This window comes from Saccharopolyspora galaxeae (assembly GCF_016526145.1).
GTDB lineage: Bacteria > Actinomycetota > Actinomycetes > Mycobacteriales > Pseudonocardiaceae > Saccharopolyspora_C > Saccharopolyspora_C galaxeae.
This window is the reverse complement of the sequence record NZ_JADDUE010000004.1, coordinates 156,013-168,974: the sequence shown is the minus strand read 5'-3', so window position 1 is coordinate 168,974 and position 12,962 is coordinate 156,013. Positions and strand designations below refer to the sequence as shown.

Here is a 12,962-nt window from a genome sequence, read left to right as displayed (position 1 = left end):
CCGCCGGCGTCCGCGAGCAGCACGGCGTACGGCCCGTCCCGGACTTCCGGGGCGGGCCGTATCGTGTCCGGGGGTTACGGCGAAGAGATCTTGAAGGACGATGAAGCAGAACCAGACACGTGCCGGGCACCTGCAACGGCCGGGCACCACCCGCGTGCTGGGACGCAGCGGCGCGGAATCGGTGCGGCGCACGGTGCTGCCGGGCGGGCTGCGGGTGGTGACCGAGCAGGTGCCGGGAGTGCGCTCGGCCTCGGTCGGCGTCTGGGTCGGTGTCGGTTCGCGCGACGAGACGCGCCCGCAGGCCGGCGCCGCGCACTACCTGGAACACCTGCTGTTCAAGGGCACCGGGCGGCGCAGCGCGGTGGACATCGCCGAGGAGGTCGACGCCGTCGGCGGCGAGCTCAACGCGTTCACCTCCAAGGAGCACACCTGCTACTACGCGCACGTGCTCGACGAGGACCTGCCGCTGGCGGTGGACCTGCTCTGCGACGTCGTGTTCGACGCGGTGAACGCCTCCAGCGACGTGGACGTCGAACGCAGCGTGGTGCTCGAAGAGATCGCGATGCGCGACGACGACCCGGAGGACCTGCTGCACGAGGTGTTCGCCGAGACGGTCCTCGGCGATCACCCGCTGGGCCGGTCGGTGCTCGGCACCGAGGAGTCCATCACCGCGATGAGCCGCAACCGGGTGCACGGCTTCTACCGCCGCGGTTACGCGCTGCCGAAGATGGTGATCGCGGTGGCGGGCAACGTCGAGCACGCCCGCGTGCTGCGGCTGCTGCGCAAGGCGCTCGGTTCGCGGCTCGACGGGCCGCAGACGCCGCACCCGCCGCGTTCCGGGCGTGCCCGGCTGCCCAAGCAGCGCCCGCTGGTGCTGCGCCACGACGACACCGAGCAGGCGCACCTGCTGCTGGGCTGCCGCGCGCTGAACCGGCACGACGAGCGGCGGTTCACGCTCGGAGTGCTCAACGCGGCGCTCGGCGGCGGCATGAGTTCCCGGCTGTTCCAGGAGATCCGCGAGCGGCGCGGGCTGGCGTACTCGGTGTACTCGTCGGCAACCGCCTACTCGGACGCCGGTTCGTTCGCCGTCTACGCGGGCTGCCAGCGGGACCGGCTGGGCGAGGTGGCCGCGGTGATCCGCGAAACGCTGGCCGCGGTGGCCGCCGACGGGCTCGGCGAGGACGAGGTCGCCCGCGGGCGCGGGCAGCTGCGCGGCGGGCTGGTGCTGGGCCTGGAGGACACCGCTTCGCGGATGAGCCGGGTGGGCAAGAGCGAACTCAACTACGGCAGCCACCTCAGCGTGGAAGAGACGCTGGACCGCATCGACGCGGTCACCGCGCAGGACGTGGCCGCGCTGGCGCGGGACCTGCTGCGCAGACCGCTGACCACGGCCGTCGTCGGACCGTACGAAGACGAGCAAGATTTGCCGGAACCCCTCCGGCGGTAGGGAGAGTGTGAAGATGATTTGCGTAGTGGGTCGGGTGGCGGAACCTCAGACGCCTGCTCGCTGCGGGATCTCCTCCTGAAGTAGCGCCCTACTAGGCGTCGGAGCTTTCCTCGCGAGCAGACGCCTGAGAACCCGCGGCGGTGCCGGTTGCTCAGGCGGCCGCCGCAAGCGGCTTCGCCGCTTCTCAAACAAACCTAGGAATTTCGCCGGCATCACCGGCTCGGCCACGCAGAACGCAGAAAGGCGGCACGTTCGTGACTTCCCCAGCTTCCACTCCGGTCCGGGTCGGCGTTCTCGGCGCGCGCGGGCGGATGGGTTCCGAGGCGGTGCGCGCCGTGCAGGAGGACCCCGGTGCGGAACTCGTCGCGTCGGTCAACCGCGAGGACTCGCTGGAGGTGCTGGTCAGTTCCGGCGCGCAGGTCGCGGTGGACCTGACGCACCCCGATTCGGTGCTGGAGAACGTGCGCTTCTGCGTCGAGCGCGGCATCCACGTCGTCGTCGGCACCAGCGGGCTCGGCCCGGACGAGCTGGAGCAGGTGCGCAGCTTGCTGGCCGAGCGGCCCGCGACCGGGGTGCTGGTGGTGCCGAACTTCGCGCTCGGCGCGGTGCTGTCGATGAAGTTCGCCGAGATCGCTGCCCGGTTCTTCGAGTCGGCGGAGATCGTCGAGCTGCACCACCCGAAGAAGGCGGACGCCCCCTCGGGCACCGCGGCTCGGACCGCGGAGGTCATCGCGCAGACCCGCGAGTCCGCAGGGCTCGAGGCCGCGCCGGACGCCACCAGCAGAGGGCTCGACGGCGCGCGCGGCGCCAAGGTGAACGAGGTGCCGGTGCACTCGATCCGGATGGCCGGACTGGTGGCGCACCAGGAGGTGCTGTTCGGCACCGAAGGGGAGACGTTGACCATCCGGCACGACTCCTACGACCGGCGTTCGTTCATGCCGGGCGTGCTGCTGGCCATCCGCGAAGTCGGCGGCAGGCCGGGGCTGACCGTCGGGCTCGACACCGTGCTGGGGCTGTGAATGTCCACCAACGAGCGGCAATCCTGGTTCGGTCCGCGCGCCGCGGCGTTCGTGCTCGCCGCGGTGCTGCTGGTCTACCTGGTGCTGATGGGGCAGCGCGCGGTCACGATGATCGTGACCGCGCAGCCGGTGTTCGTCGTGCTCGGGCTGGCGATCCTGGTGCTGCCGGTGCTGGGTGCGCTGCTGGTGGCCGACCAGCTCCGGTTCGGCGCGCAGACCGAGCGGCTGGCGCGGTTGCTGGAGTCCGAGGGGAACCTGCCGGACACCTCGCACCTGCCGTTGCGCCCCTCCGGGCGGGTGCAGCGGGAAGCCGCCGACGCCTGGTTCGAGCAGAAGCAGGCCGAACTCGAAGCCGCGCCGCACGAGTGGCGGGCGTGGTTCGCCCTCGCCCAGGCGTACGACTTGGCCGGGGACCGCAACCGCGGACGCAAGGCGATGCGCCGGGCGATCGAACTCCAGCGCGGCGACGCGGAGGGCGAAAAGTAGTTCATCCGGCGCCGCGGCGGTACCTACGAACGGCGGGGAACGTTCGGCGGCCCGGAAAAGTTCCCGTGCCTATCTCACGGATTGGTCGATTGGTTGACACCGGGTAGATCGCCCACGCATGATCTACCGCATGTCGAGGTTCACCACTCTGGTGGCTCGCCTGCACGTCGATTTGCAGCAGCAGGCCAGCGCCCTGTGTAGCATTCGCTGACGATCCTTTCGCCGACTTCCGCGCAGGCCATTCAGCGGAGTTCGCCCGTGGAAAATCCGCGGGCGGCACCGCGCGGCGCGCAGCGCCGCACCTGAATCGCGGATTCCCTCTTCCTTTCGGCGCGGGCCGGCCGTTTGCGGCGGTTCGCGCAATTCCGTGTCCCCAACGGAACCAGACCCACCGGCCCGGAAACGCATTTCCGGGGCGGCGGGCAGGTGCGCCCGGGGGCGGGCCGGAGGCACGTCCGGAATCGACGCCTCCCGTGCGGATCGATGCTGCGCGGGAATCGCTGGACCGGCGCCACCGGAAACCTTTCCCGAGAACACCTGTGCCCGAATGCAGGTAATCGAGTTCGAAGGTGCCCAGACGTTGGTGGAATTTCGCAGCAGACCGGAGAGAACATGAGAATCAAGGCGCGAGTGCTGCGCAGAGGAATGATCGGGGCGGCCGCCGCGCTGCTCGCGGTCGGCACCGTCACGTTGCCCGTGCAGGACGCCGACGCGGACGTGCAGGTCACGACGCAGCAGGTGCCGGGGGCCGACGGCAAGAACTACTCGGTCACCAACCACACCGTCCGCAACGTGGCGACCAAGGCCGCGGACGGAAAGCGCAAGGAATGGCTGCTGGTGTGGGCCGGTGACGAGAACATCGCCGACACCGCGGTCAAGGACGTCAAGGGCCTGCCCGGGTCGTTGAAGGATCCGGTGAACAAGGCGAAGAACGCGCTTCCCGGACCGGACTTCCTCGCGGTCATCGACGCGACGAAGGGTTCGGAGACCTACGGGAAGGTGGTCAACACCGCCACCGTGGGGCCGCTGGTGGAGAACGAGCCGCACCACATGCAATACGTGTGGCACAAGGGCGACACCATTTTCGCGGGCGCGTTGTTCCTCGGCGCGACCTACGCGTTCGACGTGACCAAGCTGCCGAACCTGGAGCTCAAGGGCGTCAGCTTGCCGACGCAGACGCTCGGCGGTTCGGTTCCGGACGCTTATTGGACGCTGAAGGACGGCACGTCCTACGGCACCTACATGGGCGGTCCGGTCGCTCCCGGTCCTTATCGCTACGACGACGGATCGGTGCACAGCGGAAACGGTTTCGCGGGTAGCCCGGGCGAAGTCGTGCGATTCGACCGGGACGGGAAAGTGCTTTCCCAATCCCCGGCCGCGACTCCGCAGGGCGACAACCCGAAGTTGTGCGACAACCTGCCGCGGCTGGGCAAACCCACCTGCGCCAACCCGCACGGCATCCAGGCCCGCGAGGACCTGAACACGCTGGTCACCAGCGACTACGCGGAACCGCGCAACATCATCCTGGACCCGGTCAAGCAACCGTCGCCGTACCTGCGGCGGCCGACCGTGCGCACCTGGGACATCTCCGACCGCAACCAGCCGAAGCTCAAGTCGGTGTCGTACCTGCCGGACGGGCCGCGCGCCGATCCGGAGGACCCGCTGCATTCGGAAAGCCGCGCGGTCATGGAAACCACCGTCACCAACCAGCCCGGCCACAAGGGCGCGTTCGCCGAAACCATGCAGGGCGGCGCGGTCTTCTACACCCCGGACATCACCGCCCCGGCCCCGCGCTGGACGCAGGTGTTCGACGACGGGCAGGCGTTGAAGGCGATCGACCCGGCGAATAACGACGCCAAGGGCAGCGGCTCGAACGGCGGCTGGATCCAGACCAGCCCGGACGACCGGTTCCTGTACCGCGCGGTGCAGGGCAGGCAGAAGGGCACGCTCGGCCCGGACGACCCGGGTGCCACCGGCGGCGTGTACACGCTGGACATCTCCAAGCTGACCAGCAAGGGCACCGACTTCCAGTGCTCCATCGACAGCGTCGAGAAGGCGGAGAACGGCGGCGGGCAGGACTGCCCGACGCTGGCCGGTGCGGCTCCGATCAACCCGGGACAGCCCGGGGCGGGTCCGCACTGGGGCGCCTACGACAACTTCAAGCCGGGCGCCGACGGCAAGTACGAGGAGACCAAGCAGCCCGGCCGGTTGGCGGTGTCGAACTACTTCGTCGCACGCACCGGCAACGACGGGGATCACAAGGTCAACATGATCGACCTCGCCGAGGACGGCCAGGTCAACGTGGACGAGTCGTTCAAGGACGAGGTCACCGGTGAGACGGGCATCAACTTCAACCGCAAGTCGTGGCCGCACGGGCCGTTCGGGAACGCGAAGCCGCACTCCGAGCTGTTCGTGGTCGCCGACGAGGACCTGAAGTAGCTCACCCGCCCGGGCATCGCCGCGCGCGGTGCCCGGGCCCCGGTTTTCCCTGCGTGAAGCGAGGTTTCGCGATGGACATGAGCGGTATGCACCCGGCAGCGACCGGTGTGGACGCCGCCGCGCTGGTGCTGCGCATCCTGCTGCTGTCGGGCACGGCCGTGGTCGCCGGGCTGGGGCTGCTGCGCGGGTCGGTGCGCACTACCGGGCGGGCGACGGTGGTGGTGGCCGCGGCCGCGGCCGTGATCGCCGCCGCGGCGAGCTTGCTGTCGATTCCGGTGCAGCACGTCAGCGTGCCGGTCGCGGTGGTGCACGCGGTGCTGGTGCTGGCGCTTCCGATCCTGCTGCGCCTGCCGTCGCCGGCTTCCTACCTCGGCTTCGCGCTGACCGTGCTGCTGATCGTGGAAAGCGGGCTCGGGCATTCGCCGGTGGAATTCTTCGCCGCGGCGGTGGCGAGCGCGGCCGTGGTCGGCTGGCTCGGGCTGGCCGGATACGGCTTGCTGCTGCCCGCCGAGCAGCGCCCGGACGGTGCGCCGCGGTTGCGGTACCTGGCATGGGCGCTGGCCGCGGCACTGGTGGTGGCGGTGGCGGTGCAGTTGTTCAGCACCGGCATCGCGGATCGCAGGCTGCTGAGCCCGCTGGGTGCGGCGCTGCTCGTGCTCACACTGTCCACAGTGGCCGTTGTTGGGGCGGTTCTGCTGCTGCGCCAGGAGAATCCTTGGCGGATCTACCGCTTCGGTGCAGGCGCGGTCGCCGTGGCCTTCGTCGCGTTCACGGTGCTGCCCGCGATTCCGCGTCCCGGTGAGCTCCCGCAGCCGGGAGTCGCCCGGCTCGCGCACACCACCGTCGGCGAGCAGGACGTGCCGGTGCTGGTGACACCGCACCGCCCAGGACCCAACCTGGTGCACCTGCCGGAAAGCGCAGGTGACGAGCTGACCATCGACTCCGGTGGGCGGCCCGTCCGGGCGGTTTCGCGGCCGGGCACCAGCGGTTACTGGGCGCAGGTGGACCTGCCAGCCGGGCGCAGCGATCTGGTGCTGCGCCGCGGCGTCGCGGCAGGAAGCGTCGAAGTCGACACCGGCGACGCACCCGGGCCCGCCGACGCGGCGGGCTCCGACGGGCCGGAATGCGCCAGCGCCGCGCTCGCCGGAATCGTTGCGGGACAACGGGATTCGCTCACCGGTTGCCCCGCCGACTCGCTCCAGCAGCAGGACGCCGCGGCGCTGCGCGCCCTCGTCGGATACGTGCACCGCAACGGCGCACCCGGAATCACCGTGATCGGCGACGACTCGCCGCGCTCCCGGCAAGCCACCGGCGTCGTGCGAACGGCGGCGGACGCGGCGCGCCTGCCGGTCAGCGGCGCACCGCGATCCGAGAACGCGCTGATCCTGGTGTCCGGCTGGACCAACGCGGCCGAACACCTCGAATCGGTGCGGCAACGGCCCGGCGGGCCACCGAACTACACCTACGGCGCCCACCTCGCGCCGTGGCTGCTGCACAGCCCCGTGACCACCGCGGCGGCCAGCTCGGCCGCTCCGCTGCGGTTCGACCCGCGCGACTACCGGTCGCTCGAATACGGCATGGCCATCAACGAGGGATTCGGCGGCGAACCGCCATCGGTGGCCGGGCTGGAGACCTGGCTCGCCGCGCGCGGGCAGCGGATCGAAGACCCCATCTCGGTGTACGCGGCCGCGCAGGTCGACGTGATGCAGATGGACATGCCCGGAATGGGCGGGATGAAGATGCCGATGCACGGCTCCGACCCCGCCGGCCAGTGGCTCCCGCGCGGCACCGTCGTCCCCGTCTCCGGCCCGTTGACCCCGGATTGATCGTTCTGGGCCCATTTTGCGTAGCGGTGCCGGTTGCGAACGCCGTGAGAGCGGCTAGCGCCGCTTGAAACGCAACAAGCACAACAGCCGCCTTCCGTGGCGAACGCCGCTACGCAACCGGGAAAGATCGAGCCGAACGGGTTTGTTGGACCACAACGGCAAGCTTTCGAGACGAGGAGAATCCATGTCCGCAGTCGGCGTCGACAGCGCCCCCAGAACCCCGCCGCCTCCCGCGGCCCAAGCACCACCGGCCCGGCCCGGCGTCGTGACCGCCGGCATCCTGCTCGCCGTCGTCGTCGGCCTCGCCGTCGCGGCCGAAGCCGGGTGGAAACTGACCGTCCTCTACGCCGTCGGGCTCGCGCTCGGCACCGTGCTGTTCCACTCGCGGTTCGGTTTCACCTCGGCGTGGCGGCAGCTCGTTTCGGTCGGTCAGGGGCGCGCGCTGCGGGCGCACATGGTCATGCTGGCCGCGGCCTGCCTGCTGTTCTCCGCGATCCTCGGCGGCGGGCTCGGGCTCTCGGGCGCGCCGGAAGGGACCGTCGCGCCCGCCGGGCTCGGCGTGATCCTCGGAGCGTTCCTGTTCGGGGTGGGGATGCAGGTCGGCGGCTCGTGCGCGTCCGGCACGCTGTTCGCGGTGGGCAGCGGGCAAACCGCGATCCTCTACACCCTCGGCGGCTTCATCGCGGGTTCAGTGCTCAGCGCGTTCATCTCGCCCTGGATCAAGACGCTGCAGAACACCGGCCCCACGGTGTCGTTCGCGGACACCCCGCTGGGCTATCCCGGCGCGCTGCTCATCTCGCTGGTGATCATCGCGGCGGTCGTGGGTGTGTCGCTGCTGGTCGAACGTCGCCGCACGCCGCCGCCGATCGAGCAGCCACCCACGGCGCGCGGATTCCTGCGAGTGCTGCGCGGCTCGTGGCCGCTGTGGGCCGGGGCGCTGCTGCTGGCCGGGTTCAACGCGCTGACGCTGTTCATCTCCGGAGGGCCGTGGGGCATCACCTCGGCGTTCGGGCTGTGGGGCGCGAAGTTCCTCGGCTGGATCGGGGTGGACATCTCCGGTTCGCCCTTCTGGAGCGACCCGGAGAACACCGCGAAGCTGCAAGCGTCGGTGCTCGCCGACAAGACCTCGGTGATGGACTTCGGCATCATGATCGGCGCGCTGATCGCTTCCGCGCTGGCCGGAGCGTTCGTGCTGCACCGGCGGATCCCGCTGCGGCTCGCGCTCGGCGCGGTGCTCGGCGGCATCGCCATGGGCCTCGGCGCGCGGCTGGCCGGTGGCTGCAACATCGGCGCCTACTTCTCCGGCATCGCCTCGTTCAGCCTGCACGGCTGGCTGTGGGGAGTGCTGGCCATCGCAGGCACCTACGCAGGCCTGCTGCTGCGGCCCCTGTTCGGGCTGGGCAATCCGAAACCCGGCGACGCGGTGTGCTGAGCCCGCGCCGGTGAACCGCGCGCGGCGCGCCGGGTCCCGGCTGGCTCCGCCGTGGCAGAGACCTTCCGCCATCGGGCGGGAGAGCGACCTCCCCGCCGACCGGCGGGAGAGCACGGAAGGAAGAGATCACCATGCCGAAAACCCTCGCCAGGGTGGCCACCACGGCCGCGGCCACCCTCGCCCTCGCCGGGTTCGGCGCGGGCGTCGCGCACGCCGACCCGCCGTCGATCTGGCTCGTGCCCGGCGTGGACGCCGGTGGACTGCTCAGCCCCACCGTCGGCCTGCCGACCGCCGCTCTCAACCCCGTCGTCGGACTGCTCGACGCGCTCGACTGACCAGGAGGAAACCGTCATGAACGCTGAACTGCGCCGCGGACTCGCGGTGTCCGCGCTGGTCGGAACCGCCCTGCTGGGCGGGGCTGGCGCCGCGGTGGCCGCACCGCAGCCCGCGCCGGAGCAGGACGGTGTCGTCGTGGTCGACGAACCGGACACCGGCGACCTGCACAACAAGTGGACCTTCGCGCCGCTCGGGGTCCCGGTGTTCGGGCTGGTCGACTCGGTGCTGGACGTGCCGGGCAAGCTCTTGCCGGGGGCGTGAGCGCCGCTTCGGGTGACGGCGGCCCCGGTCGGGCACCGGGGCCGTCCACGCGGCGGCTCAGATCCAGGCGATCATCAAGCCGGGGGCGACCGCCAGCGCCGCGAAGCGGGCGAAGCGGCCCACCAGGCCCGTGATCAAGAACGTGCTCAGCGGCACCCGCGCCCAGCCCGCGACCACGCAGGTCGCCAGGAACGGTGGCAGGCTCGCCGCCGCGCTCAGCAGCAGCACTCCACCGGTCCACATCGGACGGTGCAGGCACCAGGCGCGGAACCGGTCCAGCCATTCCTTCCAGCGGCCGGTGTGGTGCTCCGGATCGCTGCGGCGCTGCAGGAAACCGGGAAGTTTGATGATGCCGCGCGCGGCGTAGTAGTAGAGCAGCTTGCCGCCGATCTGCCCGAGGGTCACCACCAGCGCCAGCAGCCACCAGGGCACCTCCGGGCCCTTGACGACCATGCCGACGACGAAGATCTCCACGCTGATGATCGGGAACAGCGCGGAAACCACCGACATCCCGAAGGCGGTGGAGATCAAACCGATGGAGGTCAGCACGGGTCCTCCGGAGGTCGGTGCGTGGTCAGCGCCAGGCTAGCAACATCCCGCGAACGGCATCGTGTGGCCGGGCGGCTGCGGAGCGTTTCCGGCCGGGCCGCGACCCGCCCGGTGCAGGCGGCTCACTCCGGCCGGGAGAGTTCCAGGTCGAGCGGGCCGGACAGGCGCAGCTCCCGCAGCGGGCGACCAGCGGCGTCGAGCGTGCGGACCGTGCCGTCCGGACCCCAACCGGCGTGCTCGAAGAACGCGAGCGAGGCCGAATCCTCCTCCGGAACCCAGGTGATGCCGCGCGTGGCGCCGCCCTCGGCGAGCTGTTGCGCCATGGTCGCCAGCAGCCGGCCGCCGTGCCCGCGGCGACCCCAACGCGGCTCGACGAGCAGCGTGCTCACCAGCGCCACGGTCGCCGCATCCGGCGGTGGGGTGCCGTTCGCGGCGGCGGCTTCCTGCTCGGGAGCACGACCTGCGGCGCAGAACCCGACCGTCCATTCGCCCTCGGTGGCCACCAGCAACGTCACCTGGCCGCCGTGCAGTGCCTCTTCCCAGCTGCGTCGCGCCGCGTTCTCGTCCACGCTCGCCAGCGCTTCCGGCGGCAGCAGCTCGGCGTAGGCGCTGCGCCAGGTGGTGAGCTGGATCCGTGCGATCTCGGGGACGTCGGAAGGCGCGGCGAGGCGCACATCGGCATCGGCCATGCGCGCCAAACTAGCTGGGAGGTCAGTCCGGATGCGTGCGGGCGGGGGAGACGCGGTGCCGCGCGGGTTGCGTGACCGGTTCGTCCGGCGCGCGCAACAGCTCGCCGAACCGGTTCGTCGAGCCATGTGCTGCGGTTCGGTGCGCCGGGCGGGGTTGTCGGTGCGGCCTGGCACCATCCGGGTGATGGAGACGATGAGTGCTGCGGCAGCGCGGCGGACGGCGCTGGCCGCCCAAGGGTTCGCCGCGCAGGGATCCACTGCCGCACGGCCGACCGGGGAGGCGAACAGGCAGCACCTGAACCGGGCGCTGGGTCGGACGAAGCTGCTGCAGATGGACTCGGTGAACGTCGCGGTGCGGGCGCACTACATGCCGCTCTACAGCCGCCTCGGCGCTTACCCCGCGGAGCTCGTCGACAACGCCGCTTGGACGCACAGCGCTAAAAAGCCGCGGCTGCTCGTCGAGTACTGGGCGCACGAAGCCTCCCTCATACCGGTGCGGGACTGGCCGCTGCTGCGCTGGCGGATGCGCGAACACGGCAGCTCGTGGCGGCGGGGCCTGCGCGAACTGCTGGACGATTCACCCGGCCTCATCGACGACGTGCTCGCCGCGGTCAAAGACCTCGGTCCGGTCGGCGCAGGCACCCTCGAACGCGAACTCGGCGGTGGCACCCGCCAGGGGCGCGGACCGTGGTGGAACCGCACCGACACCAAACGGGTCTGCGAGTTGCTCTTCGCCATGGGCGAGCTGACCACCGGCACCCGCCGCGGTTTCGAACGGCTCTACGACCTGCCGGAACGGGTGCTGCCGCCGGACGTGCTCAGCCAAGACCCGGACGAGCACGACGCGGTGCGCGAACTCGTGCGGCGCTCCGCGGACGCGCTCGGCGTCGCGACCGAAGCCGAGCTGCGCGACTACTACCGGCTCAGCCCGCAGCGCGGCCGCCGCGCCGTCGACGAGCTCGTGGAAAACGGCGACCTCGAACCGGTCGCGGTGCACGGCTGGCGCAACCAGGCGTACCGGCACGTCGACGCACGCACGCCGAGGCGGGTGCGCGGCAGCGCGCTGCTCTGCCCGTTCGACCCGTTGATCTGGGAGCGCTCGCGGGCCGAGCGGCTGTTCGGCTTCCGCTACCGCATCGAGATCTACGTGCCGCAGCCGCAACGCGAGTACGGTTACTACGTCTTCCCCTTCCTGCTCGACGGTGAACTGGTGGCCCGGGTCGACTTGAAAGCCGACCGGACCGCGAAGGTGCTGCGCGTGCCCGGCGCGTTCGGCGAACCCGACCGCGATCTCGGCAAGATCGCCCCGGAGCTCGCCGCCGCGCTGCACGACATGGCCGCCTGGTTGGGCCTGGACGGCGTTGCCGTCGGAACCCGGGGCGACCTCGCCGACCCGCTGCGCGCGCTCACCGCAGCGTCCTGATCAGCTCGCTCACCCGGCCGAGGTGAGCAGCGCGTCGCCGCTACCGGTGCGGCCGAAGATCCGCAGCGGGGGCTCGTCCTCGGCAGGCTCCGCCGAAACCTCCAGGTCGCTGTGCGCCGACCCGGTCGTGGAGGTCAGGTCCACTTCCGCGGTCACCCCGCGCCGCACCGCGACCCGCAGCTCACCGGAACCCGTGATCAGCTCGGTCTGGCCGCGGGCGGCTTCGGAGATGGTGATGTCACCGCTGCCGGACCGGACCAGCACGTCCGCGTGCACCGCGCCCAGCCACACGCTGCCGCTGCCGGTCACCACCGACGACGCCGCACCAACCGAGGCGATCTCCACGTCACCGCCGCCGCTGCGGGCCTGCACCCCGGCACCCATCTCGCCGAGCCGCAGCGCGCCCGAACCGGTGCGCGCGACCGCGTTGCCGCCGGCCCGTTCCACGGAGACCGCGCCACCACCGGACTCCACCCGCGCCCGGCTCGCCGGACCGGTCACGCGCACGTCGCCGCCGGTCGAGCGCACCGAGACCTCGGTTTCCTCCGGTGCCCGCACCGTGATCGCCAGCGGAACGGTGCGCAGCGGCACCGTGCTCGGCGCGCGCACCGACAACCTGTTGCCGCCGGTGAAGTCGATCGTGGTCTGGCGCACCGCCTCCGCGATCGGTTCCCCGGGGCCGCGGTCGCCGAAGGCGCGATCCCCGAGCCCGCCGCCGAAACCGCCGGCCCCGAGACCACCAGCCCCGAGACCACCACGCCGTCCGGCTTCGCTGATCTGCCCGCCGACCCAGTTGAGCAGGCCGGACAGGCCGGTGCGCCATTCCGGGCCACCACCCGCGGAGTCGTGCCGGACCTCCACGTGCGTGGTCACCGTCTCGGCCAGCTCGACGTTGATCGCGCCGAGGCTGTTGCCGACGTCCACGACGATCGGCCCAGGAGTGTCGAATTCCTGGGTCCGCACGAGCTCGTTCGGTTCCCGGGATTCGGCATCGCCGGGTTGGGAGTCGCCGGGTTGGGAATTCCGGCCGGTGTCGCTGTTCAAGGTCGCCACCT

Annotated in this window: 12 protein-coding genes; 9 read left to right on the top strand and 3 right to left on the bottom strand. The window is 71.2% G+C overall.

The annotated features are described in order from the left end of the window. Positions 1-100: 100 nt before the first annotated feature. The 8 genes from INP57_RS11150 to INP57_RS11115 all read left to right on the top strand — a co-directional run bounded on the left by INP57_RS11150 (position 101) and on the right by INP57_RS11115 (position 9,246). Complete coding sequence (locus INP57_RS11150; RefSeq protein WP_200070073.1) at positions 101-1,447, top strand: M16 family metallopeptidase; 1,347 nt, start codon at positions 101-103, stop codon at positions 1,445-1,447. 254 nt (positions 1,448-1,701) lie between these two features. Further along, on the top strand, positions 1,702-2,466 hold the full coding sequence (gene dapB / locus INP57_RS11145; protein WP_200070072.1) for a 4-hydroxy-tetrahydrodipicolinate reductase: 765 nt from the start codon (positions 1,702-1,704) through the stop codon (positions 2,464-2,466). Then, a complete protein-coding gene (locus INP57_RS11140; RefSeq protein ID WP_200070071.1) occupies positions 2,467-2,952 on the top strand; it encodes a hypothetical protein in 486 nt (161 codons plus the stop codon). A gap of 612 nt (positions 2,953-3,564) precedes the next feature. Beyond that, entirely contained in the window at positions 3,565-5,391 is a 1,827-nt protein-coding gene (locus INP57_RS11135; RefSeq protein WP_233627341.1) for a selenium-binding family protein, read from the top strand. Positions 5,392-5,462: 71 nt separating this feature from the next. Further along, the gene (locus INP57_RS11130; RefSeq protein WP_200070070.1) at positions 5,463-7,217 is read left to right on the top strand and encodes a hypothetical protein; all 1,755 of its coding nucleotides are present in this window, start codon (positions 5,463-5,465) and stop codon (positions 7,215-7,217) included. 184 nt (positions 7,218-7,401) lie between these two features. Beyond that, positions 7,402-8,649, top strand: a complete 1,248-nt coding sequence (locus INP57_RS11125; protein ID WP_200070069.1) for a YeeE/YedE family protein — start codon at positions 7,402-7,404, stop codon at positions 8,647-8,649. Positions 8,650-8,780: 131 nt separating this feature from the next. Then, positions 8,781-8,984 (top strand): hypothetical protein, encoded by a 204-nt coding sequence (locus INP57_RS11120; protein ID WP_200070068.1) that lies wholly within the window; start codon positions 8,781-8,783, stop codon positions 8,982-8,984. Between the two features lie 16 nt (positions 8,985-9,000). Continuing rightward, positions 9,001-9,246, top strand: a complete 246-nt coding sequence (locus tag INP57_RS11115; RefSeq protein ID WP_200070067.1) for a hypothetical protein — start codon at positions 9,001-9,003, stop codon at positions 9,244-9,246. A 57-nt stretch (positions 9,247-9,303) separates the two neighbouring features. Here INP57_RS11115 and INP57_RS11110 read toward each other — a convergent pair whose 3' ends face one another. Both INP57_RS11110 and INP57_RS11105 read right to left on the bottom strand, forming a co-directional pair. Next, positions 9,304-9,795 (bottom strand): YqaA family protein, encoded by a 492-nt coding sequence (locus tag INP57_RS11110; RefSeq protein WP_295142058.1) that lies wholly within the window; start codon positions 9,793-9,795, stop codon positions 9,304-9,306. Positions 9,796-9,917: 122 nt separating this feature from the next. Further along, on the bottom strand, positions 9,918-10,484 hold the full coding sequence (locus INP57_RS11105; protein WP_200070066.1) for a GNAT family N-acetyltransferase: 567 nt from the start codon (positions 10,482-10,484) through the stop codon (positions 9,918-9,920). Between the two features lie 184 nt (positions 10,485-10,668). On the opposite strand from INP57_RS11105, the gene INP57_RS11100 reads away from it, so the two are divergent. After that, positions 10,669-11,907 (top strand): winged helix-turn-helix domain-containing protein, encoded by a 1,239-nt coding sequence (locus INP57_RS11100; RefSeq protein WP_200070065.1) that lies wholly within the window; start codon positions 10,669-10,671, stop codon positions 11,905-11,907. Positions 11,908-11,916: 9 nt separating this feature from the next. Here the strand turns inward: INP57_RS11100 and INP57_RS11095 are convergent, their stop codons facing one another. Next, a complete protein-coding gene (locus tag INP57_RS11095; protein WP_445326511.1) occupies positions 11,917-12,960 on the bottom strand; it encodes a DUF4097 family beta strand repeat-containing protein in 1,044 nt (347 codons plus the stop codon). Between the last annotated feature and the right edge of the window lie 2 nt (positions 12,961-12,962).

Bases quoted from the DNA above. Each gene is read 5' to 3' on its own strand.
- INP57_RS11100 (WP_200070065.1), top strand. From the start codon at position 10,669: ATGGAGACGATGAGTGCTGCGGCAGCGCGGCGGACGGCGCTGGCCGCC.
- INP57_RS11140 (WP_200070071.1), top strand. From the start codon at position 2,467: ATGTCCACCAACGAGCGGCAATCCTGGTTCGGTCCGCGCGCCGCGGCG.
- INP57_RS11135 (WP_233627341.1), top strand. From the start codon at position 3,565: ATGAGAATCAAGGCGCGAGTGCTGCGCAGAGGAATGATCGGGGCGGCC.
- INP57_RS11115 (WP_200070067.1), top strand. From the start codon at position 9,001: ATGAACGCTGAACTGCGCCGCGGACTCGCGGTGTCCGCGCTGGTCGGA.
- INP57_RS11130 (WP_200070070.1), top strand. From the start codon at position 5,463: ATGGACATGAGCGGTATGCACCCGGCAGCGACCGGTGTGGACGCCGCC.
- INP57_RS11105 (WP_200070066.1), bottom strand. From the start codon at position 10,484: ATGGCCGATGCCGATGTGCGCCTCGCCGCGCCTTCCGACGTCCCCGAG.
- INP57_RS11150 (WP_200070073.1), top strand. From the start codon at position 101: ATGAAGCAGAACCAGACACGTGCCGGGCACCTGCAACGGCCGGGCACC.
- INP57_RS11125 (WP_200070069.1), top strand. From the start codon at position 7,402: ATGTCCGCAGTCGGCGTCGACAGCGCCCCCAGAACCCCGCCGCCTCCC.
- INP57_RS11120 (WP_200070068.1), top strand. From the start codon at position 8,781: ATGCCGAAAACCCTCGCCAGGGTGGCCACCACGGCCGCGGCCACCCTC.